Source organism: Veillonella sp. CHU110, from assembly GCF_003992255.1.
In the GTDB taxonomy this organism is placed as follows: domain Bacteria; phylum Bacillota; class Negativicutes; order Veillonellales; family Veillonellaceae; genus F0422.
In genome coordinates this window covers 124,457-148,179 of sequence record NZ_RQVA01000001.1, presented here as the reverse complement: position 1 = coordinate 148,179, position 23,723 = coordinate 124,457, and the positions used below count along the sequence as shown (strand labels likewise).

17 protein-coding genes and 5 tRNA genes are annotated in these 23,723 nt (G+C 40.0%); 21 read left to right on the top strand and 1 reads right to left on the bottom strand.

What is annotated here, in order from left to right:
* Positions 1-24: 24 nt before the first annotated feature.
* The 7 genes from EO122_RS00720 to EO122_RS00690 all read left to right on the top strand — a co-directional run bounded on the left by EO122_RS00720 (position 25) and on the right by EO122_RS00690 (position 2,726).
* Positions 25-1,539 carry a TrkH family potassium uptake protein gene (locus tag EO122_RS00720; protein ID WP_127008929.1) on the top strand — a complete coding sequence of 505 codons (1,515 nt, stop codon included), beginning with the start codon at positions 25-27 and terminating at the stop codon, positions 1,537-1,539.
* The gene (locus EO122_RS00715; protein WP_127008954.1) at positions 1,505-2,104 is read left to right on the top strand and encodes an MBL fold metallo-hydrolase; all 600 of its coding nucleotides are present in this window, start codon (positions 1,505-1,507) and stop codon (positions 2,102-2,104) included. Before EO122_RS00720 ends, EO122_RS00715 begins: the two co-directional genes overlap by 35 nt.
* A gap of 200 nt (positions 2,105-2,304) precedes the next feature.
* A tRNA-Asp gene (locus EO122_RS00710) sits at positions 2,305-2,380 on the top strand.
* Between the two features lie 6 nt (positions 2,381-2,386).
* Positions 2,387-2,462 (top strand) — tRNA-Phe (locus EO122_RS00705).
* Between the two features lie 3 nt (positions 2,463-2,465).
* Positions 2,466-2,540 (top strand) — tRNA-Gly (locus EO122_RS00700).
* A gap of 7 nt (positions 2,541-2,547) precedes the next feature.
* Positions 2,548-2,622, top strand: a tRNA-Cys gene (locus EO122_RS00695).
* A gap of 15 nt (positions 2,623-2,637) precedes the next feature.
* Positions 2,638-2,726 (top strand) — tRNA-Leu (locus EO122_RS00690).
* Positions 2,727-2,955: 229 nt separating this feature from the next.
* Here EO122_RS00690 and EO122_RS00685 read toward each other — a convergent pair.
* The gene (locus tag EO122_RS00685; RefSeq protein ID WP_127008928.1) at positions 2,956-6,843 is read right to left on the bottom strand and encodes a phosphoribosylformylglycinamidine synthase; all 3,888 of its coding nucleotides are present in this window, start codon (positions 6,841-6,843) and stop codon (positions 2,956-2,958) included.
* 326 nt (positions 6,844-7,169) lie between these two features.
* On the opposite strand from EO122_RS00685, the gene purF reads away from it, so the two are divergent.
* The 14 genes from purF (at position 7,170) to ybaK (ending at position 23,721) form a co-directional block, all read left to right on the top strand.
* Positions 7,170-8,585 carry an amidophosphoribosyltransferase gene (gene purF / locus EO122_RS00680; protein ID WP_127008927.1) on the top strand — a complete coding sequence of 472 codons (1,416 nt, stop codon included), beginning with the start codon at positions 7,170-7,172 and terminating at the stop codon, positions 8,583-8,585.
* Positions 8,572-9,633 carry a phosphoribosylformylglycinamidine cyclo-ligase gene (gene purM, locus EO122_RS00675; protein ID WP_127008926.1) on the top strand — a complete coding sequence of 354 codons (1,062 nt, stop codon included), beginning with the start codon at positions 8,572-8,574 and terminating at the stop codon, positions 9,631-9,633. Before purF ends, purM begins: the two co-directional genes overlap by 14 nt.
* Positions 9,626-10,240: a phosphoribosylglycinamide formyltransferase gene (gene purN / locus EO122_RS00670; RefSeq protein WP_371413160.1), complete on the top strand. Its 615-nt coding sequence runs from the start codon at positions 9,626-9,628 to the stop codon at positions 10,238-10,240. The genes purM and purN overlap by 8 nt, the downstream gene beginning before the upstream one ends.
* A gap of 94 nt (positions 10,241-10,334) precedes the next feature.
* The gene (purD, locus tag EO122_RS00665) at positions 10,335-11,603 is read left to right on the top strand and encodes a phosphoribosylamine--glycine ligase (protein ID WP_127008953.1); all 1,269 of its coding nucleotides are present in this window, start codon (positions 10,335-10,337) and stop codon (positions 11,601-11,603) included.
* Positions 11,604-11,782: 179 nt separating this feature from the next.
* Positions 11,783-12,967 carry a Na+/H+ antiporter NhaA gene (nhaA, locus tag EO122_RS00660; RefSeq protein ID WP_127008924.1) on the top strand — a complete coding sequence of 395 codons (1,185 nt, stop codon included), beginning with the start codon at positions 11,783-11,785 and terminating at the stop codon, positions 12,965-12,967.
* A 453-nt stretch (positions 12,968-13,420) separates the two neighbouring features.
* Complete coding sequence (locus EO122_RS00655) at positions 13,421-14,224, top strand: peptidoglycan-binding protein (protein WP_240632619.1); 804 nt, start codon at positions 13,421-13,423, stop codon at positions 14,222-14,224.
* 198 nt (positions 14,225-14,422) lie between these two features.
* Positions 14,423-15,082: a TerC family protein gene (locus EO122_RS00650; protein ID WP_127008951.1), complete on the top strand. Its 660-nt coding sequence runs from the start codon at positions 14,423-14,425 to the stop codon at positions 15,080-15,082.
* A 263-nt stretch (positions 15,083-15,345) separates the two neighbouring features.
* Positions 15,346-16,734 carry a 23S rRNA (uracil(1939)-C(5))-methyltransferase RlmD gene (rlmD, locus tag EO122_RS00645; RefSeq protein WP_127008923.1) on the top strand — a complete coding sequence of 463 codons (1,389 nt, stop codon included), beginning with the start codon at positions 15,346-15,348 and terminating at the stop codon, positions 16,732-16,734.
* 76 nt (positions 16,735-16,810) lie between these two features.
* Positions 16,811-17,917 carry a YadA-like family protein gene (locus tag EO122_RS08405; RefSeq protein WP_127008922.1) on the top strand — a complete coding sequence of 369 codons (1,107 nt, stop codon included), beginning with the start codon at positions 16,811-16,813 and terminating at the stop codon, positions 17,915-17,917.
* Between the two features lie 255 nt (positions 17,918-18,172).
* Positions 18,173-20,443, top strand: a complete 2,271-nt coding sequence (locus EO122_RS00635) for a DEAD/DEAH box helicase family protein (RefSeq protein WP_127008921.1) — start codon at positions 18,173-18,175, stop codon at positions 20,441-20,443.
* Positions 20,443-20,976 (top strand): hypothetical protein, encoded by a 534-nt coding sequence (locus EO122_RS00630; RefSeq protein ID WP_127008920.1) that lies wholly within the window; start codon positions 20,443-20,445, stop codon positions 20,974-20,976. Before EO122_RS00635 ends, EO122_RS00630 begins: the two co-directional genes overlap by 1 nt.
* A 280-nt stretch (positions 20,977-21,256) precedes the next feature.
* Positions 21,257-22,174, top strand: coding sequence for an NAD-dependent epimerase/dehydratase family protein (locus tag EO122_RS00625; protein ID WP_127008919.1), 918 nt, complete (start codon positions 21,257-21,259; stop codon positions 22,172-22,174).
* A 51-nt stretch (positions 22,175-22,225) separates the two neighbouring features.
* The gene (locus tag EO122_RS00620) at positions 22,226-23,224 is read left to right on the top strand and encodes a nucleoid-associated protein (RefSeq protein ID WP_127008918.1); all 999 of its coding nucleotides are present in this window, start codon (positions 22,226-22,228) and stop codon (positions 23,222-23,224) included.
* Positions 23,225-23,232: 8 nt separating this feature from the next.
* Entirely contained in the window at positions 23,233-23,721 is a 489-nt protein-coding gene (gene ybaK, locus EO122_RS00615; RefSeq protein ID WP_127008917.1) for a Cys-tRNA(Pro) deacylase, read from the top strand.
* Positions 23,722-23,723: the final 2 nt, after the last annotated feature.

Below are 23,723 nucleotides of genomic sequence, written 5' to 3'. Positions count from 1 at the left end.
TAGGAAGAAGAAAGGAGACTGACTATGCGCATTCAAACTATTATGCGTGTTGTAGGCCAAGTTTTATTTGTTTTAGCTGCATTCATCTTAATTCCTTTTTTCTTTGGTCTTTTAGATGAAAGGGTTCCATATTATTCTTTCCCTGTCACTTCTTTGATGACTGGAGTATTAGGCTTAATATTATATCGATTTGGTACGAAATCGAATACCTATAGTTTGCGGGATGGATTTTTAGTAGTTAGTTCCACATGGATATTAGCATCAATTTTCGCGGCCTTGCCATACTATTTGAGTGGTATCTTTGATAGTTATATTGAAGCTTTATTTGAAGCAGTGTCAGGTATTACTACTACCGGTGGAACTATGATTGATGATGTAAGTGCATTACCAAGAGCGTTTATTCTTTGGCGCGGACTTACTAATTGGATCGGTGGTATGGGGATGATTGTATTAGTTCTCTCCTTCCTTCGTAACTTAGGAACTGGGATGGCATCATTAGTTGAGGCAGAAGCATCTGTTCCACGACCAGGCATTGTACTACCTAGAATACGTTCTGTAGCAGGAAACTTATTGCGTATTTATCTCGTTTTTACTACTGTATGCACTCTATTGTTATGGGTGGCAGGAGTAGGTATATTCGAAGCTATTAATTTAACTTTCTCCACGGTTGCTACTGGTGGATTTGCGCCTATGACTGGAAGTCTTTTCAGGTATGCAGACTCCTATGCGGTCTCTATTATACTTACGGTATTTATGATACTGGCAGGTGGTAATTTTGCGGTGTATCAATCTGTATGGCAACGTGGTATTAAAGAGATTTGGCGCGATTATGAATATCGCATATATTTGATAACTTTAAGTATTGGTTCTACATTGGTGCTAATTTCTTTGGCAGTAGATGAAGGTCGTATAGTGGGAACACATTTTTCAGATGCCATCTTTACCCTTGTTTCTATGCAGACGGGAACTGGATTTTCCATTGTTGACTATAACTTATGGCCAAGTTTAGGTCAGATGGTTTTATTTATGGGGATGTTTTTTGGCGGCTGCAGTGGCTCTACTGCAGGTGGTCTTAAGATTATACGCATCATTATTTTAGCTAAAAGTAGTATTTCTTATTTGCGAAAAGCGATTCATCCTGATATGGTTCAAATGGTACGACTCAACGGATATGTATTGCCTAATAAATGGCTACAGATTACTCAACAATTTTTCTTTTTATATATGCTTGTATTTGGTATTTCTTGCGTTATTATAGCAGCAACAGGTGTATCGGTGGGAGATACATTACCATTGGTAGCAGGTAGTTTAGGAAATGTAGGCCTTGCATTTGGCACATATGGACCTACAGAAACACTTACTATACTTTCTCCAGTGGCAAAATTAGTTTGTATCATAGATATGTTATTAGGTAGATTGGAACTATTTACTTTGCTAGTATTGTTACATCCAGGATTTTGGAGAGGGTATTTTGCCAAGACTGGGAAAGGATATCAACGATTTGATGGACATCGTAAGAACGCCACAAGGACTGTATAAAACGAATTGCTATATTGTAAAAGATAAAGGGCAAGCATTGATTATTGATCCTGGCTTTCATGGGGCGCATATTATGAAAGAAATGGGAGATGCAGAACCGGCAGGAATTATCATAACGCATGGACATGCGGACCATATTTGTGCTGTCGATGCGATTGTAAATGTCTACGATATTCCTGTATATATGCATCCAAAGGATGATGAACTGTTGCGTGTAAAGCGACGTATGCCTTCAGCTTATAAGGAACGATTTGTGACACCGTATCTGCCCCTCCGTGAAGGAAATTTATCAGTAGGCTCTTTTGAACTTATGATCTGGGAAACTCCAGGGCATAGTGCAGGCAGTGTTTGCATTGCCTATAAGAAGGCATTATTTACGGGAGATACACTGTTTAATGGAACTATAGGTAGAGTGAAGACATTCAATGGCAATGCAGAGGATATGCAGAGGACATTAAAGAAATTAGTAGAGTTAGATAGTTCGTATACTATATACCCAGGTCATGGACCGAGTTCCTCCTTAGGAATAGAGCGTATAACAAATCCATTTTTAAAAGACGTATAGTTAGTATACTTTATTATAGGGCTTTGAAGTGATGACGAAATGATTTTATGTATGTAGATAGGTTACAATCCTATTTATAAAGCTTTGTATAAATAGCGCCTTTCTATAGTATTTTAAAAACTTTATAAAAAACATGAAAAAAATATAAAAAAGTGTTGACGAGATATTGGAAATAGGGTATACTAACAAAGTAGTCAATTGGCCCCGTGGTGTAGCGGTTAACATGTCGCCCTGTCACGGCGAAGATCGTCGGTTCAAATCCGATCGGGGTCGCCACTACTTGCCTCGGTAGCTCAGTCGGTAGAGCAACGGACTGAAAATCCGTGTGTCGGCAGTTCGATTCTGCCCTGAGGCACCATTTGCGGAAATAGCTCAGCGGTAGAGCACCGCCTTGCCAAGGCGGGGGTCGCGAGTTCGAATCTCGTTTTCCGCTCCACTTTTTTGGCGGCATAGCCAAGCGGTAAGGCAGAGGTCTGCAAAACCTTTATTCCCCAGTTCGATTCTGGGTGCCGCCTCCACAAAATTCCACCCATGCCGGGGTGGCGGAACAGGCAGACGCAACGGACTTAAAATCCGTCGGTTAGAAATAACCGTACCGGTTCGATTCCGGTCCTCGGCACCACTTAGACCAACTTCGGTTGGTCTATTTTTTTGCAAAAGAGGTTAGTTGAGTGTATCAACTAACCTCTTTTTGGGTTATAGGACAAAATGAGTTGGTTTTAATAGCAATGAGCCTAGTTAAATACTAGGCTCATTGAATTTTAAAGTTGTTTTAAATGACTTTGAGGTAGGACAAAATGTACGGGTTTGAGATGCAGATTATTTCATAGGTTACCTACGTATTTGAATACTTAATCTGTAAAGTAAGAAACTCCAGATGCAAAAATAGGCATATATAGTGTTCCTTCTATATTTTTATAGATTCCAGCCCCAATACGCTCAATATGCGCCATTTTCCCAAAAATTCTACCATCAGGGCTCAGTAAGCCTTCGATACTTTCAATAGATTGATTGGGGTTCCATCGAGGATCATAGGTTGGTTGTCCATAAGGGTCTACATATTGGCTGGCAATTTGATCCTGTGTATATAGATGTGTCAGTTGCTCTTTATTGGCAATGAAACGACCTTCTCCGTGTGAAATAGGCACTGTGTAGATGTCTCCTATCTGACATTGAATTAGCCATGGAGAGGCGGTAGAGACAACTTTTGTATGGACCATACAAGAAATATGACGACCGATGGTATTGTATGTTAAAGTAGGGCTTGTTTCTGTTATAGGCTGAATATGTCCGCTTGGTAATAAGCCTAATTTTAGCAAGGCTTGAAATCCGTTGCAAATACCTAATACTAGTCCATCTCGTTTATAAAGTAAAGTTTCTAATGCTTCTTGTAAATAGGGATTTCTAAAACAAGTGGCAATAAATTTCCCAGAACCGGCTGGTTCATCACCGCCACTAAAGCCTCCTGGGAAACATAGGATTTGGGATTGATCGATAGCCCGTTTTATACGTTCAATAGAATCCTTTAATTCTTGAGAGGAGCGATTGCAAATTACAATCTCTGTTACTTTAGCGCCACAAGCAGTAAAAGCACGGGCTGTTTCATACTCGCAGTTGGTGCCTGGAAAGACAGGAATAACCACCCTAGGAGCTGTTAATTTAGTATGGGAACGATAGTGATGTCTTCGATTCCATATAGTGTTAGAGGGAACATACTTGGAATTTATGTGTTCATAGGAAGAGGAGAAGAGAGGATCTTTTCTTATATCGATAGCATTAGTTGCTTTTTGGTTATCTCTATCATCTGCGTAGATAGGAAATATTGGTTGTAAAGTGCTTTCATAGGAGTTTTCTAAGTTCTGTAAATTCATGATAGTATCCCTATATATAATATGTGGTGTTTGTATAGTGCGAGCTATGTTGTATATATGGGGATTAGAAGTGAGGGTATCGGCTACAGTTGGGGTTACTTCTATGAGTAAAGAACCTCGTAGTGGATAGAATAAGGTATCTTCTCCAGACATTGGTGTAATCAGGGATTGCCCTAGTGCTTCTATAACCTCTGCATCATATAGGCATCCTAAGCGATTACCTAAGCATGATTTTACAGTGGCAGGCCCAATCCCATCTTGCTCGACTACATAGGCACTGTAAATAGAGTGATTCAGATTTAATTGATATAGTTCATGACAGTGAGATTTGAACACATCCCAATTAGGTGTGCCATCTTTCTTCTCTGGTATATGCATTAAAACAATGGCATGATTAGCTTGGTGAAAGTGGGGCGACAAGATATGCTTAATATGTTCTGTTGTAACGGCGAAAGAAATCAGTGTAGGAGGTACAGATAGATCCATAAAAGAACCACTCATAGAATCCTTTCCACCAATAGCAGCTATTTGCAACTGATATTGTGCTTCATAGGCCCCTAATAGAGCAGATACTACCTTACCCCAAGCATTTGGAGTTTTGAGCTTTTCAAAATATTCTTGAAAGGATACATAGGCCTTACGAATATCGCCTCCTAGGGCAGCTAATTTCGCTATGCTCAGTAATACAGCATATTGGGCTCCATGATAAGGGCTCCATTCAGACAAGTAGGGGTCAAAACCATGCGTCATGATGCTAGTAGTAGACGTTGTACCCTGTAAGACAGGTAATTTGGCAACCATGCCTTGTACAGGCGTTTTTCTATAGGCTCCACTGAAAGGAAATAATACTGTATTGCCTCCAACGGTGGAGTCGAACTGTTCTTGAAGACCTTGTTGTGAAGTGGATAGCAAAGATTGGAGTGTTAGATGAAAGCGACTTGCTAAGGGTTGAGGATGAATACAATTCTGATGATGTAAACCGATTTTCTTTGAAATAGACAATCCCTCTATACTGGTAGGAGCCATAATGTGAACGACGGTATGTTGTGTAGCTCCATTAGTGTTTAAAAAATCACGATGGATATTGACGATCTTTGTCCCATTCCATACCATGACAAGCTTACCAGAGTTTGTTACATGTCCAACGATGGTAGCATCTATATTTTCTTGGTTACAGAGGTTTTGGAATGTAAGCCAATCTGTAGGAGATAGAACGCAAGCCATTCGCTCTTGTGATTCAGAAATTGCTAGTTCTGTACCATCCAATCCATGATATTTTGTAGGGATCGTATCTAGATTAATGTATATACTTGGTGCTAGTTCACCAATCGCAACAGCGACGCCACCAGCGCCGAAATCATTGCATCGTTTGATGCAAGCACATACTTGGGGATTCCGAAATAGTCGTTGTAATTTGCGCTCTGTCAGAGGGTTCCCTTTTTGCACTTCCGCACCACAGTGTGTGAGTGATTGAGCTGTATGTGATTTTGAAGAACCTGTAGCTCCGCCACATCCATCACGGCCTGTTTTGCCTCCTACAAGAATGATGATATCACCAGGAGAGGGAGTTTCACGGCGCACTGAATGGCGCGGCGCAGCCCCAATGACAGCGCCTACTTCCATGCGCTTGGCTGCGTAGCCGGGATGGTAATATTCTCGTACTTCACCAGTTGGAACTCCGATTTGATTGCCATAGGAAGAAAAACCACGGGCTGCTGTGGTAGTAATATAAGACTGCGGTAATTTACCAGGTAGCGTAGAGGAATGAGGTGTAAGCGGGTCGGCAGAGCCAGTGATGCGCATCGCTTGGTATACATAGGTACGACCGCTGAGGGGGTCTCGGATACAACCACCAAGGCAAGTAGCGGCGCCACCAAACGGTTCAATTTCGGTGGGATGGTTGTGTGTTTCATTTTTAAAGGACAGCAACCATTCCTCTTCATGTCCATCGACATCTACAGGAACGATAATTGTACAGGCATTGATTTCATCGGAACTATCGAGATTTTTCAGCAATCCTTTTGCGCGTAGCTCTTTCACGCCAATGGTTGCCATGTCCATTAGAGTAGGATCTGTTTGAGATAGGCCTAGTTGTTCTCGAGTGGCTATATACCTTTTATAGGTGTTTTGTATTGGTAAAGTGAAATCCGATGGTTCAAAAGTGATGTTCGTGAGCTTTGTTAGAAATGTGCTATGACGACAGTGATCTGACCAATACGTATCCAAGACTCGAATTTCGGTGATACTAGGAGGTCGTTGTTCCTTTTGAAAGTAAGCCTGTACGAACAGCATGTCATCTATAGTCATGGCTAGTTGTAACTGCTGCATCCAGTGATACAACTCATCTTTTGTCATGGTGAGGAAGGTATCTATATACTCGATATCTTTTGGCGACGGTGATGTGAGTGCTAGCATAGTTGGTAAGGTTAGACTAGCTTGTTGATAGTCAATAGAGGAGAGGAAGAGTTGGGTAATTCTGTTTTTTTCTTCTCTTGAGACTTGGCCTGATAGTACAAAGATACGAGCGGTGCGAACCGTTCCATGAGTATGAGATGTTAACATGGCTAAACATTGTTCTCCAGAATCAGCTCGTTGGTCATATTGACCAGGTACATACTCGATAGCAATAGGTGTATCATCTTTTTGTAATGGTAATGATGTGTAGCATTCTTCTGTTGGAGGATCTGAAAAAATAAGGTTTTGACTCGCTATATATTCTTCTTTGCTGATGCCATATATATCATAGCGTTCATAGATAGTAAGATTCGTAATGGGGATATGTAAATCTTCTTGGATTGTGCGAAGGAGTTGGCGAGACTCACTATGGAAAGGGTAACGTTTTTTGACAAATAGACGATGAACTGACATAGTACCTCCGATGCGATGTAATAGGAGCGATATGTACGCAAAAGCTTCGTATACTTTACAGTATACAAGGAAATAAAAGGTTGGTAAACGAAAATTAAGGGAATCCAAATGAGCTACTTCGAGATTGTAAATATAATTTTATAATTTGAGTAAGAGTTCGTATTGCTGATAGAGATATGTCAAGTTATAATAAAGTTAATAGTTAGAAACTTGCAATTCGTGAAATATTGTACATAGTTTCATGGGTTGTTATGTTGATAGAAGTTCTATATGTGTTCATCATGTATATGAGTATAGGAACTGTCAAACTGACACGGGGAGACACCATGGAAAATGATAGTGTGTTAGATAAGCTTCACGAGGAATGTGGAGTGTTTGGTATATTTGATACAACGTTGTCAATTGGAAAATGTGTATATGAAGGTCTTATAGCATTACAGCATCGTGGCCAAGAAAGTGCGGGGATTGCTGTTTCTAGTGGGGATCTTGTGACTGTCGAAAAAGGGATGGGACTGGTAGAAGATGCCTTGGCTGACTTAGATCATTTACGTGGTCATATAGGTATTGGACATGTGCGATATGCCACAACAGGAGCTAGTGAAGTACAGAATATACAACCATTGCTAGGCTCTTATAAATGTGGAAATATAGGGCTGGCTCACAATGGGAATTTAACCAATACATTAGATCTTCGTAAGGACTTAGAAGATCAAGGTGCTGTGTTTGAAACAACAACAGATTCAGAAATCATACTACATGTGTTGGGCCGATCGAAAGAGAAGAATCTAGAAGAGCGAATTAGAAAGACTTGTCGATGTTTAGAGGGAGCATACTCTTTGGTTATATTCACTGGAGGAACTCTGATCGGGGTGCGAGATCCACAAGGCTATCGGCCCCTTTGCATCGGTAAAAGTAAGCATGGATATATCTTAGCCTCTGAGAGCTGTGCTATTGATGCTGTACATGGTACATTTCTTCGAGATGTAAAGGCGGGAGAAATAGTCATCATTGATAAAAAGGGAATTCATAGCAGTTATATTTCGGAGACAGTAAATAATCAACATACTTGTGTGTTTGAGTATATTTATTTTGCTCGTCCTGATAGTGTCATCGATGGACAAGGAGTCTATGAGTCACGGTTTGAAATGGGCCGACAATTAGCGAGGGAAACACAATATGAAGCGGACATAGTCATGCCTATTCCCAGTTCAGGTACTGCAGCAGCTTTGGGATATGCACAGGAGTCAGGAATTCCTTATATGGAAGGATTAGTGAGACATCACAAAATAGGGAGAACGTTCATCAAGCCCAATCAAGAGGCGCGCGAATTGGCCGTTCGCCAAAAGATGGATGTATTGCCGCATATTGTACAAGGTAAACGTATTATTTTAGTAGATGATTCTATTGTGCGTGGTACAACTAGTAAAATTATCGTCGATATATTGCGCCAAGGAGGAGCGAAAGAAATTTATTTATGTATTAGTTCTGAGCCGATACAGTTTCCTTGTTACTATGGTATCGATACCTCTGTGCAGAGTGAATTGATTGCCTATGGACGCAGTCTAGAAGAGATACGAACATACATTGGTGTGGATAGGTTATATTATATATCCCATGATGGTTTGGCAGCATCTATGAAAGCAGTGCATCCTTCACAGCTCTGTTTGGCTTGTTTTAATGGTCACTATACAAGTAATCTTCCTAGGGGAGTAGAATCAGGAGATACCTATGACTTACAATGAAAAACCAGTAACCTATCTTGATGCAGGAGTCGATGTAGAATCTGGAAATCAACTCATCCAAAAAATAAAGCATCGTGTGGAAAGAACCTATACGCCTGGAGTACTGGGCTCATTAGGGGGCTTTAGTGGACTCTTTTCCTTGGCGAATCACTCCATGAAAGAACCCGTGCTAGTATCGAGTACTGATGGAGTAGGCACAAAGATTCGGTTCGCCGTTTTGATGAATGAACATCATCAGATTGGACAAGATTGTGTAGCAATGAGCGTAAATGATGTAGTGGCACAAGGGGCAAAACCTCTATTTTTTTTAGATTATATTGCTGTAGGCAAGCTCAATCACAATCATATTGAAAGCCTTATTTCGGGCATGAGTGCTGCTTGTGAGGACTGTGGTTGTGCCCTAATTGGTGGAGAAACATCAGAAATGTCAAGCTTTTATGGTGATGGTAATTATGATGTGGCTGGTTTTGCTGTAGGCATTGTGGATAAAGAACAATGCATTACGGGAGAGACTATCGAAGTAGGTGATATTGTATTAGGCTTACCATCATCAGGGTTACATTCTAATGGATTTTCTTTAGTGCGTCATATTATTTTAGAACGAAAACAATTACCATTAGATATGTATATCGATGAATTAGGTCGTACTATTGGTGAAGAAGTGTTAGAGCCGACAAAATTGTATGTAAAACAGATACTACCATTGGTTGAGGCAGGTTATGTGAAAGGCATGGCTCATATTACAGGGGGTTCCTTCTATGATAATATTCCTCGCATCTTACCTAAAGGTATGGCAGTAACGATTAACAGTAATGCGTGGCCAGTATTACCCATCTTTAAACTATTACAAAGATGGGGGAATGTAGAGCCAAAAGAAATGTATCATACTTTTAATATGGGGATTGGTATGGTATTAGTGGTTAAACCGGAAGTAGTAGAGTCTATTGTTGCCTTGCTTCATGAACAAGGAGAAGTAGTATACTCCATCGGTATCGTAACAGAAGGAGATGGTGAGGTTACCATCGTAGGTGAAACATTCCATGCGTAAACGATTAGCTTTGTTTGGGAGTGGAAGAGGCTCCAACGGAGAGGCTATTTATGAAGCCGTACAAAATGGAGAGATTCGAGGAGATATTGTAGTCGTCATTAGTGATATTCCTGAGTCAGGACTATTGCATAAGGCAAAACAGTGGGATATTCCTTGCTATCTTGTAGAAAGAAATAGTTATGAAAGTGCCATTGCTTTTGAAACACAGATACTTAAGCTACTTCAAGGATATGGGGTGGATGCTATTCTTTTGGCAGGATATATGCGTATCGTAGGATCGACGTTACTTGATGCATATCCCCATAAGATATTGAATATACATCCCTCAGTATTACCTGCTTTTAGAGGCCTACAGGCACAACAGCAAGCCTTAGAGGCGGGAGTATCACATACAGGCTGTACAGTTCACTTTGTGGATGAAGGGATCGATACAGGACCTGTGATTATGCAAGCCATAGTACCTGTATATCAAGGAGATACAGTGCATAGCTTGTCAGAACGGATTTTACATGAGGAACATCGTATATATCCGGAAGCGGTGCGTTTATTCTGTAATGATGCTTTGTATATAGAGAATGGAAAAGTGCTAGTGGTTGAAGATGTATAGTATCGAAATACTTAGAGTAATTTACTGTGTACAATAGTAAGGGATAGGGTATTGTAAAACGTTATAATCAATGAATTGCATAAGAGAGGTAACAATGAAAGTTTGTGTCATAGGTAGTGGTGGACGAGAGCATGCTCTCGTATGGAAGCTACATCAAAGTCCCAGTGTACAAACGGTGTATGCAGTCCCAGGTAGCGATGTGATGGCATCCATAGCGACAGTTGTAAAGATTGACTGGAAGGAAACCGCTAGTTTGGTAGAGTGGTTGTTACAACACCATATCAATCTTGTGGTGATAGGACCAGAGGCACCACTTGTAGCGGGACTATCAGATACCATTCGGTCCGCCGGCATACCTGTATTTGGGCCTTCCAGGAGGGCAGCTCAATTAGAAGGGTCAAAATCTTTTGCAAAGCAGTTAATGACACAATATGGGATACCTACTGCTAAGTATGGAATCTGTTCCACTATGAAAGAGGGACAAGTCATCATGAAGCAACTAGGGCTACCTATTGTCATTAAGGCAGATGGACTTTGTGCAGGCAAAGGGGTGACAATTTGTAAGACTTTCACAGAGGGAGAAACAATACTAGAAAAGCTATTAACAGAGACAAATGCGAGTGTATTGATTGAAGAATATATGACAGGGGAAGAGCTGTCATTCCTATCGTTTGTAGATGGCATACATGTGTTACCTATGATTGGAGCGCGAGATCATAAGCGTTTGTGCACTGGTGATATAGGACCTAATACAGGAGGTATGGGTGCCTATAGTCCTACACCTATCTTGACAGAAGATCTACAAAAGGAAATCGTAGAGTCTATTTTGCAGCCCATTGTGCGAGCGATAGCTCAAGAAGGCTATCCCTATGTGGGGTGCTTATACGTCGGTTTGATGATTACCTCGGAAGGACCGAAGGTAGTAGAGTTCAATGTTCGATTTGGAGATCCAGAAACACAAGTAATTCTACCGCTTATGGAAAGCGATTTAGGGGCTATTCTGTATGCCACAGCGACAGGTAATTTAGAAGGTATGTCAGTGTCGTGGAAACCAGAATATGCAGCTACCGTCATGTTAGCTTCAGAGGGATATCCAGTATCACCTATGGTGGGAAGACGTATTAAGGGTGATCTAAGAAGAATGGACGATGATATATTAGTGTTTCATAGTGGGACAAAAGAAGATCACAGGGGCAACTTTGTAACGCAAGGCGGGCGAGTTGTAGGAGTTACGGCTATAGCAACTACATTAGAAGAAGCAACGAGTAAGGCCTATAATATGATAGAGACCATCGATTTTACAGGAAAACAATATCGTACAGATATTGGACGACCAAAGAACGTATGGGAAGGTCAGGAATAGATATAGTATTAGACACTAGTTATAGACGTGTATGTATACAAAGGAAATTTGTAGTGAATTTTGTATACATAGATGATATAGAATATTTTCGATAGATATAGATAGTAATAAGTGCTATAATAGATATCGACATATTTTTAACATGTTTATGTACAATTACATAGTAGAGGGGTAATTTTATGAATCGAATTGTATCTTTTTTTACCTCCCCATCGGCAGGTGGCGTGCTTTTGTTCGTAGCTGCTGTGGTGGGAGTACTATTGGCAAACTCTCCAGTAGAAAGCTTGTATCATTCACTTCTTCATGCTAAATTAGGTCCATTATCTGTTGAACTATGGATCAATGATGTGGCTATGGCCGTGTTTTTTTTATTTGTAGGTTTAGAAGTAAAACGTGAAATGATTGATGGCGAATTGAATACTAACGCAAAACGATTTTTGCCTGGTATTGCAGCCTTTTTTGGATTATTAATGCCTGCATTAATTTATTATTTCATCGTAGGATATCATCCTGAATTTATTCATGGTTGGGGGATTCCAACGGCTACAGATATCGCGTTTGCTATCGGTATCGTATCTTTATTAGGCAGTCGTGTTCCTATTGCGATGAAAGTATTCTTAACAACCTTAGCTGTTATGGATGATTTGATGGCGATCGTGATCATTGCCTTCTTCTATACCACAGAGTTACATACTATGTATCTCTTTGCGGCGGCGGTAATCGTCCTTATCTTGTTCTACATTAATCGCATGAATTACACGCGACCTGTACCATACTTAGTATTAGGTGTGGCGCTATGGTTCTGTGTGTTCCAATCGGGTATACATGCCACATTAGCAGGAGTAACACTTGCAGCATTTATTCCATTTAGTGGTACACGTGATGGACGTCAAGTATCTCCATTATCAGACTGGGAACATGCATTAGGTAATTGGGTTACCTATTTGATCATTCCTGTGTTTGGCTTTGCTAACGCAGGCGTATCTTTCCATGGATTTACAATGGATAGTTTTGCACATCCAGTAGTTCTTGGTGTGGCAGTAGGTCTTGTAGTAGGTAAACAAGTTGGTGTATTTGGTACTTTGTTTGTACTAGTGAAAACAAAACTAGTAGAAATGCCAGCTAAAACTAACTGGTTACAAGTATATGGTATTGCTCTTTGTTGCGGTATCGGCTTTACTATGAGTCTATTTGTCTCCTTATTAGCATTTCCACCTGGAGAAGCACAAGAAATGGCTAAAGTAGGTATCTTTTTGGGATCTATTGTAGCAGGTATCTTAGGATATATTGTGCTTAGCTTAGCAGGGCGTAATCATCAAGAGGAAGCCTCCGAAGATGATATGGTTCGTGGGCAAAATATTTAAATACATAGAGTGTTATCTCTTAGATAGAAAGCTGTAGTGAAAAAAATTTCATTACAGCTTTTTGTTTGCTTATCAGGTTGCTGTGGTATTCAAAATAATGTAAATCGGTGTGATATTACATTTGAGGATATACGCTATATTTGAGTATATATACTACATTTATAGGGTGAATTATATAACATTTTAGAATTATAGATGCCTAAATTTATGCTAATTTGGCATAATAGGCTAAACTCAATGAGTTAAAATCATAATGCTACAAAAATATAGGAAATTAAAGGGGTATATATGGTAGTTAACAATTTCTGTGAAAGTATATTTCTACTATATGTGGGAAAAAAAGTGTAAAAATAGGCAATAAGTGGTAAATAAGTGTTGAAAAAAGCCTAAAATTTTGACGTATCTCCCAAAAAATGGTAAAATAGGTAAGCATTTAGATATGAGGTGAACATCGTGAAAAAAATAACTCTCATAGCGATACTCCTCTTGGTGTGTTCCATGGCGACAGCTTTGGCAACATCGGGACGTGGGGATCGCGGTAAAGAGGTAGAAGAGTTACAAGCGTTGTTAGTATCCCAAGGCTATTTGCTTGACACAGCAGATGGAGTGTTTGGGAATAATACTGAATACGCAGTACTCGTCTTTCAGAAAGAGCACGGGTTAACTCCAGATGGTAGAGTAGGTAAGGAAACAATGCGTGCTCTGCTAGAAAATCAAAAAAAATTCGGGACGCAGCCTGCGACTCGTAATACCCGTAGTGAAGCGACGTCACAATTTGGTGAACGTGGCAGTCACATAGAAGAAATACAATTAAAATTATTGAATAGCGGTTTCTCTCCTGGTGGCATTGATGGTGTATTTGGGAGTGGAACCAAAGACGCTTTACTTCACTTTCAGCGCCATTATGGGCTAGCGGAAACAGGCGTTGCAGATAGTGCCACTATGGCAAAATTATCTGTACAAAGAGGAACACCATCCTCGTACAGCAGAGTCATAGAAATGGATGCAAGTGCATACTCTAGCTATGAGTCTGGATCGTATACAGCTCGTGGACATGCGTTGCGTAGAGGTTATGTATCTGTCGACCCGAGTGTCATTCCACTGGGTACAGAAGTATATGTAGAAGGTTACGGCTATGCAGTAGCTGATGATACAGGTGGAGCGATTATTGGTCATAAAATTGACTTAGCTATGGATAGTTATGATGAAGCTATTCAATTCGGTCGTCGTAATGTAAAAGTATATGTTTTGAATTAGAGAAGTACATTGTTTTATAAACAGAAAGAACATCTAATTGCACAAGTGTTGTACACTACATAAGAAACGTATCTGATGGATACGTTCAGTATAAAGGAGAGGATAGATGATATAATCACTATCCTCTCTTTTACTATCACTAGATAAGTCGCTGTGATATAATAGAGGTATTCTAAGTAGTATATATAGGAGGATATGGTGGATATTACATCAACACAAGGATTATTAGCAATTCTTCAAATTATTATAATTGATATATTATTGGCAGGTGACAATGCCATTGTGATTGGAATGGCAGCGAAAAATTTGCCAGAGCAGTTACGGAAACGAGCCATTTTCTGGGGGACCGCAGGGGCTATTGTATTACGACTCGTGATGGCGATTCTATTTATTGAAGCTCTAGATAATATTCCGTCCCTACGCATCATTGGGGGTATTATGTTGCTATGGATTGGCTACTCCTTATTGAAAGAGGGGGATAATGACCATAACATTGAAGCGAAAGATAATATTTGGGGTGCTATTGCCACTATCATTATTGCCGATGGTGTCATGGGTATTGATAATGTATTAGGGGTTGTGGCAGCTGCAGAAGGTCATTTTGGCCTTGTGGTGGCAGGTATGTTAGTTGCTGTACCTATCATTGTTTGGGGAAGCACAATCTTTGTTAAGCTGATCGATAAATTCCCTATTATTTTATATGTGGGTGGTGGTATCCTTGGTTGGGTGTCGGCTAGTATGATTCAACATGATCCTATGGCAGCACCGTATATTGAGCCTTATAGCTTGCCATTCCATATTGGTTGCGTAGTGTTGGTATTAGGGGCAGCGATCATTCGTAATCGCTTAGCGAAATAAACGAATACAGTGGAATGTGTTTGCTTAATCTTCTAGGGGATATAGGCACTAGGCAATAACAAAAGAAATATAATACATAAGCATATAGCACCTATGATGAGGTATATCAACGGGGCTATGTGCTTTTTTTGTTTGCGTAGAGAAGCTAACTATAGGGGTTACAAATTTTTAGTAATTGCTAAGAAGATTGTATAAAAAATGATATAATAAAGAAATAAACAATGATAGAAAATTACGTTAGTTAAAGGATATATAGAATATACATGAGCAACAAGAAACAACAAATAGCACCGGTGTGCGTTGGAAAGACTTATGTCATAGACATTCATGGTACGGGTAGTAGTGGTGAAGGCGTAGGCAGATACGAAGGGTTTACTGTGTTTGTACCGTATGCACTGCCCAATGAAACGGTACAAGTGAAAATTAACTTAGTAAAGAAAAGCTATGCAGTAGGTGATATTGTATCAGTGATAACACCTTCTGCAGAGCGTGTGGCACCTCAATGTGAAGTATACGGGGATTGTGGAGGATGCCAGTTACAACACGCTTCCTATACAGAACAATTACGACTAAAAACGGAATCTGTAAAATCTGTTATTGAACGTATTGCAAAATGCGATCCAGAGTTAGTATTACCTTGCATAGGTCCAAAAGAACCATGGAGATATCGGAATAAGATGCAAATGCCTGTTGGTGGCACATTGGGAAAACTACGAATGGGCTTTTATCAAAAAGGATCCCATAGCATTATTAACCACGAACATTGTCCCATCCAAGATGAGGGGAATGATGAAATTCGCAAGGTCTGCTATGATGCTATGTATGAACTAGGTATCGAGCCTTATGATGAGTATCAAGGAAGAGGTGTGATTCGGCATGTCATAGGCCGTATTGGTAAAGAGGAATGGATGGTTATCCTTGTGAGCAGAATAGCAACGATTCCAGGAGAACAAGAATTGGTAAATCGTATCGTTGAGGCTTTGCCACAGGTCACCTCTATTGTTGTAAATCATAATCCAAAACAAACAAATGTGATCTTAGGTCCTAGGAATCGCACCATTTATGGGAAAGACCAAATTACAGATTACATAAAAGATTTGGCGTTTCAGCTATCACCACATTCCTTTTTCCAAGTCAATCCAGAGCAGACTACGGTGCTCTACGATACAGCCTTAGAATTTGCAGATTTAAAAGGTCATGAAACAGTGATTGATGCCTATTGTGGAACGGGAACCATATCTCTATTCTTAGCGCATAAAGCAAAGCACGTCATTGGTATTGAAATCGTGGCGCCTGCCATTGCAGATGCGAAAAAGAATGCAGAACGAAATGGTTATGATAATACAGAATTTATCGTAGGCGATGCGGCGGTGGAAATGCCTAAGTTGTATAAACAAGGTATTGAGCCAGATGTGATTGTCTTTGACCCTATTCGTGCAGGGTGTAAAGAGGATGTGTTGCAGGCAGCTGTTGGTATGGCACCACAACGTATCGTTTACGTGTCATGTAATCCATCCTCCATGGCGCGAGATATAGAAATATTAACAAAACATGGGTATGAACTGGTGAAAGTTCAACCAGTAGATATGTTTCCGCAGACCTACCATGTTGAGGCCGTATCTTTGCTTACTAGGAGCGAAGCGACGCAGTAAGCATTAGATCGGACATGTCAGGGGTGTCCAAGAGTTTTAGAAATGTATTTTATTATTACAATAATTAGGAGAAGGTATGAAATTAAAATTAAATTTAGTTATGGCAATGGCAACTCTTTCGTTAATGAACATGTCTATTAGTAGTGTCGTTCTCGCTGTAGGAGGACAGAATGATAACGGGGAGATTGATCCTACACATAATGTAATTGGTAAGAACAATAATATAATGTATTCTAATTTTTATAATATATCTGGAAATAACAATTTAGTGTATGGCGATCATCTAAATATTGTAGGGAATAAAAATCGAGTAACTGGAGATCATTTAGTTGTTGTTGGAAATTATAGTGTTGCAGCTCCACAGATATATCCTGAAGATTTTAATCATTGGACAATTTCATTAGGTAAAGCGCCTGGAGAAGGAGCAACAGTAGTAGGTGATTACGCGACGGTAGAATTTGAACATGGCACAGCCCTTGGCTATGGTGCTAAGGCATATGGTAAAAGTTCAGTTGCCTTAGGTGCATTTAGTAAAGCTGTCACATTACATCCTGTAGAGGGAAAATATGCTGGCGTCGATAATGCTAGAGGCATAGTAAGTATTGGTGCAGTTGATGATGGTTCAGGATATTACTATTCTAATGATAATGGCTTTGTAAAACCTAAAAAATACAATACGTTTACTCGTCAACTGCAAGGTGTAGCAGCTGGAGAGCTTTCTGAAATATCTACTGACGCTGTGAATGGTAGTCAATTACATGCCACTAATCAAACTATTATTAGAGTGGAAGAGGAGTCTAAAGCAAGAGATACGATGAATGCAGCCTTATCAGCATTAAAGCCACTTACCTATGACCCTAGAGAACCACATCAATTTATGGCCGGTCTAGGTTTATATAAAAATAAGCGAGCCGTGGCTTTAGGATATGCCCGCTATTACAATGAGTCTAAATTGGCTCATATTGGAATGGCTCATGCAAATGGGAATGGTATGATAGTTAATGCAGGGATAAGCTTTAAGTTTGGATTAGGCAATCAATCTACGGTATTACCACAATATGCAAAGGGACCTATTGCTTCCATCTACGTCCTTCAAGAAGAAAACCAAGTACTTCGTAAAAAAATAGATGAACAAGAACAAAGAATTGTGCGTTTAGAAGCATTGATTTTGGATAAAAAATAAGGATCTATTGATGAAAAACTTTATAGAATTTGCCAAAAGGAGATAAAAACTATGTCGAATTTGGTTGCATATGGTACTGAAGTAAATAGCATATTTCAGTTATTTAGTAACCACGAAAATGATATAACAAAATATGTTCCTGCAGACGTATCATGTTGAGGATGTGACGTTGCTTACAAGGAATGAAGTAGATTAGTAAGCATTAGAATAGCCCATATAAGGGTGGACAAAGAATCATAAAGTGAGGTAAAGGAAATGAAAGATCTTTCTGATTGTATAGAAGTTAAGTCCTACGGTGATGTGTTTCCTAAAAAGGGGACAAATGAAAGAACGCCATACGAGCACCAAAAAGAGGCTATGCGGTGTCTCGATAAGATTAATCAAGAGCCGTCCTACAGTACGTTGGTAGTACTGCCTACTGGAGGCGGGAAAACATATACAGCCTCCATGTGGCTTTTGAAGAACGCCATTGACAAGAAAAAGAAGATACTTTGGATTGGACACCGTCAAATGTTGCTGAATCAGGCAGCAGAATCATTTCAAAAATTTGCTTATACAGAAGTGATACCGCATATTTCATCCTTTTGTTTCCGTATTATTTCTGGCGCGTCTAGTCATGACCGTACTAGCGACATCCGTCCCGAGGATAATCTTTTGATTGTCAGCAAAGACAGTATTGGAAGAAATATGGATCGTCTGGACATATGGCTGAAAGATGAAAACGATCTGTATCTTGTCGTAGATGAAGCCCATCATTCAACGGCTAAAACGTATCGAAAAATCATTGAGTATGTAAAAAGGAAAGTGCCTAATTTGAAGCTCATTGGGCTGACTGCAACACCATTTAGGACAGCAGAAAGCGAACAGGGGTTGTTAGCGCGTATATACAGCGATGGTGTTAGAAATGGACAAGCTGTACATGACGATGTGGGTATTACATATCAAATCGGCTTAAAGGAATTGATTAACCGACAGATACTTGCAAAGCCGATTTTTGAAAGCTTTTATACTGATGAAGAGTACGGAGAGCTCCTTGGCGTGGATGCGTGGGAGAGTATCCAGCATTTGGATATTTTGCCGGATGAAATTGCACAGCAGATGGCAGATAGTGCCGTCCGAAATAAGCTGATTGTAGAGACGTATACAGCGAAGCAATCCGAGTATGGACAAACCATCCTTTTTGCGGTCAATGTAGTCCATGCCATTCAGTTGACTGCCTTGTTCAAGAAAGCAGGCGTTTCAGCTGACTTTATCGTTTCTTCTGTGAAAGATGCTATTACTGGCGTAACAATCAGTCGTGAAGATAACGAGAGAAAGCTAAATGAATATCGAGATGGAAAGCTACAAGTTTTAATCAATGTGAACATACTTACAGAAGGTGTTGATTTACCACAAACAAAGACAGTTTTCCTTGCTAGACCTACGGTGTCATCTATCTTGATGACCCAAATGGTTGGCCGCGCATTGCGGGGAACAGCAGCAGGCGGCACATCCAGTGCCTATATTGTTTCTTTCATTGACCATTGGAATGAAAATATCGCTTGGGTAAATCCTGAGAGCCTCTTTGAAGGAAGTAACGATTTCCGCGATACTAAAACTGAACGGACAAAGCATGATCTTCGCATGATTGCTATTTCCAAAATAGAAGAATTTGCTTCCATATTAGATGATTCAGTAGATACTTCGGCATTAGAAAAAGTACCTTTTGAACAGCGCATTCCGATTGGAATGTATGCGTTTTCTTATTTGGAGGAAAATGGTATGGATCACGCCTATCAGGTCATGGTCTACAATAGTACACAAGAGGCGTACAAGCAGCTTATGGATTCCCTTCCATCCCTGTTCGCCAGCTTTGAGGCAACAGAAGAATATCTGCATGATGAAGAGCTTGAGGAAATGGAACGTCAGTGTAGAGACTCCTTCTTCTGCGGAGACCTTGTACCACCTTATGAGCCAAGGGATGTATTAAATATTCTGAAATACTATGCACAGTATGAAGCAATCCCTCAGTTTTATACCTTTGCTGAGTTAGACAGGAGCAAGCTGGATGTGACTGCTATTGCACAACATATCTGGGATGAAGATATGGGACAGCGCAAGAAGTCGGAATATATTGACTCTATCTGGGACTCCGGTGATGATACTATGCTCAAATTATTCTTTGGAAGGAAACTATATTTTCTCCGTCAACTCGATATTGAGCTGATGAAACTATCTCACTCTTCTGATCTGTATGAAGACCGTGAAAGTAATGTGAAATACGGCACACGAGCATTGGAGAACCTGCCGCTTCATGAGATAGGGAAGATTGACCCTATGCTGGAAAAACAACTAAGAGATCAGGCTTTTGAAAAGGCAAGGAACAATCAGGGACTTTATGAGTGCGCTCGCTGTGGCAAAACGGATCAATCTCGGATTTACTTTCAGGTAGATCACATCGTTCCAATGAACGGTGGTGGCAAAAGTGTTGCGGAAAATCTTCAAATCCTGTGCCGCCAGTGCAACGGCATGAAGGGTGACAACTAGTGAGGGCGCTTTTATATTCAGCCCTTGACCTTGCTGCCATCATCAGTAGTATGGAGCTTACCTGTAGAGAGGAAAGTCATATCATTGATTTGATATGGGAAGGTGAGAAGGCCTTTTTTGCTGACAAGTATCGCGGCGACAAAAGAAAGTTCATTTTGGACATTCGTTATTGGATGCATTATTTTTATGAAAAATCCATCCTTAACCAGGAATTTCCCGCCATACAAAAGGACCTTGCATACGGCAAGCACACTGTAAATATGGAAGAGTATATAAGAGACTATTCTGATTTGGATTTGTTCTTTAAAAGTGTGCGTATCCGTATCCTCTATGGCAAGAGCAATGGGTATGTGAGAATCAAACTACGATCCTTGCTTACGCAATATGGCTATCAGCGGCGTTCTCCTTTTCTTCTTCAACATATTAACCGGTGCATGCTGTTTTATCATTTGGAAGCAACACTGCGTGGTGGTGCCCTTTGCGACATTGAAACATGTGGGCTGGATAAGATGTTGACATTTCGAGTTGTGTGAAAAGTTGAGTGGGGTCCTTGATTGGCCTTAGCTATTACGAAGTGCAAGTGAAGCGAATGGAACAGGGTAAACAAGCAAAATATGATAACAATGCATGAGTGTATTTACTTGATGCAATTAAGACTCATGGTCTAGTGGCCTTACGTCCAAGACGGAGATAAAAAATACTTTTTTCTAAATAATCTTGTTTTAATGACTTCTAAATACTATAATTTAATAGTAGAAATATCTAATATAGATTACTTGATAAAGTATTATGAATGTAGATAGGAAATAAATTATGAATATATGTGTAACAGGTGGAGCTGGTTTTATCGGGTCCCATCTTGTAGATCGATTGATCAAGGAAGGTCATCGAGTTCAAGTGATAGATAACTTAAGCAGTGGATTGCGCGAATTTGTGAATCCAAAAGCAGACTTTGTAGAATTAGATATACGTGATGCGAAGATACTAGATGTATTTCAAGACTTTCAGCCAGATTATGTGTTTCACGAGGCAGCACAAACGGTGGTAGGAGAATCTATGGTGAATCCTACAGAAGATTGTGATATTAATTTGATGGGATTGTTAAATCTATTACAAGCTTCAGTAAAAGTAGGAGTTAAAAAATTTTTGATGCCTTCTTCTGCAGCGGTGTACGGAGATTTAGAGACCTTACCTCTTACCGAAGAGTTACAAGGAATCCCTCGCTCTTGCTATGGTTTGACAAAATTGACTACAGAAGGATATTTGCGAATTTATGAAGAATCCTTTGGACTTCCGTATATATGCTATCGCTATGCAAATGTGTACGGTCCACGTCAAGGCAATGGTGGTGAAGGTGGCGTTATTAGTATCTTTTGTGAACAGGTCGCAAAAGGTGAGACATTGGTAGTTTATGGTGATGGTACACAAACGAGAGACTTCGTGTATGTAGATGATGTGGTGGAAGCCAATTTATTAGGTTTGCGTGATGATGTAACAGGTATTATCAATGTAAGTACGGGCACAGGTATTTCTTTAAATGATTTGATGAATACCCTTGAAGAAATTACGAATACGACTATTAACCGAGAGTACCAAGAGCCACGCATCGGTGATATTAAACATTCGTTATTGAGTACAAAGAAAGCAAGCCAAGTATTAGGGTACGCCCCAACGTGGTCTTTGCGCGATGGATTAGAAAAAACATATCACTATGTGAAAGACAACATGTAACAACAGTAGAGCTTTGTCACTGGCAAAGCTCTTTGTTATTGAGGAGGAACTATGCAAATTAATGCAGCAGTATTAGAAGTGTTTGATTTTACATCTTCTATGGCAGCCTATTCGGATCATACGATGGACATTGAAGAGCCAGAAATACAAAGTTATTTAGAAATGCATGTCATGAAAGCTTTACAAGATCCAAGTGCTAGAACAGGATATATTTCTTCACATACTCCATGGGGCCGAAAGGTGCAACAATTCCATGATAAAGAGATCAAACTTGTTGACTTTGGTAAAGAGCTAGGGGAAACGTTATTTACCTATATGGCACAAGCCATGGACCCTTGTGTACTAGATATGATTGTTTGCGAAGCACAAGGAGAGCAGCCTTACCTTTGTATATTATTATGTAAAGCTCATGATGGATATACACACCATTTATATTCAGAGGAAGATGGTTCCTTAGCTACAAAACTAGTAGAACATCGAGTTGTGTTACCTACAGTCACACAAAAACTGTACGCCTTTGTAAGTATTAAACTGTCGGATATGTCGATTCGTTTGTTTGAACCTAAAGGTGAATATGATGGAGAAAAAATGCACTTTTTGGAAGAGAGAATCTTTCAGGTCACGATGAATCCATCGTCTAAAGATACAGTAAAAAAAGTGCGAACTGTAGTAGACCGCATTTCTAAAGCTCATGAGCAAGATGGTGTAGCAGCTATGGCGAAAACGAAGGAACTACTCGCCAAAAATGCAGAAGTATCAGATACCTTAGAAGCTCGCCATATTATTGAACACGTATTTGGATCCAATCCTATACAACGCGAAGCAGCTATGAAAGAGCTAGCAGAAGAAGATTTATTAGAACCATTACCAGTGAGCCGTACCTATGCTACTAAAATGGGGAAACAACACAAGATTAAAACAGATACAGGTATTGAAATTTCTTTCCCAGTTGAATACATGAATGATCGAGAGTTTATTGAAATCTCCACCAATGAAAATGGCACATTAAAGATCGAGTTAAAAAATATCTCGAAGATCACCAATAAATAGGAGGCAGTATGAGTAAAAAAGGACATAAAAAAACAAATGCCTTGCGTATTTTAGACACACATCATATTCCTTATGAAGTGTTTACGTATGAATGGTCTGAGGAACAGGCAGCAGGTGTTCATGTGGTGGAATCCTTGCAGATACCAGCCGAACAAGTATTTAAAACATTGGTAGGTAAAGGAAATGTGACGGGTCATGTAGTATTTTGCATCCCTGTAGAGGGTGAGCTGGATATGAAACAGGCTGCTCGTGTGAGTGGCAATAAATCGGTGGAACTGATAGCCGTGAAAGAATTGTTGCCATTAACAGGATACTTGCGAGGGGGGTGTTCACCATTAGGTATGAAGAAAGCATTTCCTACTTTCTTTGATGCCAGTATTGAACATATCTCTTCTGTATATGTAAGTGCTGGATTGCGTGGAATGCAGGTACAGGTAGAACCTAGATCATTGATAACAGTCGTTGAGGGGACAGTAGCTCCTCTTACAATGGGGTAACT

Bases quoted from the DNA above. Each gene is read 5' to 3' on its own strand.
- EO122_RS00720 (WP_127008929.1), top strand. From the start codon at position 25: ATGCGCATTCAAACTATTATGCGTGTTGTAGGCCAAGTTTTATTTGTT.
- EO122_RS00715 (WP_127008954.1), top strand. From the start codon at position 1,505: ATGGACATCGTAAGAACGCCACAAGGACTGTATAAAACGAATTGCTAT.
- EO122_RS00685 (WP_127008928.1), bottom strand. From the start codon at position 6,843: ATGTCAGTTCATCGTCTATTTGTCAAAAAACGTTACCCTTTCCATAGT.
- purF (WP_127008927.1), top strand. From the start codon at position 7,170: ATGGAAAATGATAGTGTGTTAGATAAGCTTCACGAGGAATGTGGAGTG.
- purM (WP_127008926.1), top strand. From the start codon at position 8,572: ATGACTTACAATGAAAAACCAGTAACCTATCTTGATGCAGGAGTCGAT.
- purN (WP_371413160.1), top strand. From the start codon at position 9,626: ATGCGTAAACGATTAGCTTTGTTTGGGAGTGGAAGAGGCTCCAACGGA.
- purD (WP_127008953.1), top strand. From the start codon at position 10,335: ATGAAAGTTTGTGTCATAGGTAGTGGTGGACGAGAGCATGCTCTCGTA.
- nhaA (WP_127008924.1), top strand. From the start codon at position 11,783: ATGAATCGAATTGTATCTTTTTTTACCTCCCCATCGGCAGGTGGCGTG.
- rlmD (WP_127008923.1), top strand. From the start codon at position 15,346: ATGAGCAACAAGAAACAACAAATAGCACCGGTGTGCGTTGGAAAGACT.
- EO122_RS08405 (WP_127008922.1), top strand. From the start codon at position 16,811: ATGAAATTAAAATTAAATTTAGTTATGGCAATGGCAACTCTTTCGTTA.
- EO122_RS00635 (WP_127008921.1), top strand. From the start codon at position 18,173: ATGAAAGATCTTTCTGATTGTATAGAAGTTAAGTCCTACGGTGATGTG.
- EO122_RS00625 (WP_127008919.1), top strand. From the start codon at position 21,257: ATGAATATATGTGTAACAGGTGGAGCTGGTTTTATCGGGTCCCATCTT.
- EO122_RS00620 (WP_127008918.1), top strand. From the start codon at position 22,226: ATGCAAATTAATGCAGCAGTATTAGAAGTGTTTGATTTTACATCTTCT.
- ybaK (WP_127008917.1), top strand. From the start codon at position 23,233: ATGAGTAAAAAAGGACATAAAAAAACAAATGCCTTGCGTATTTTAGAC.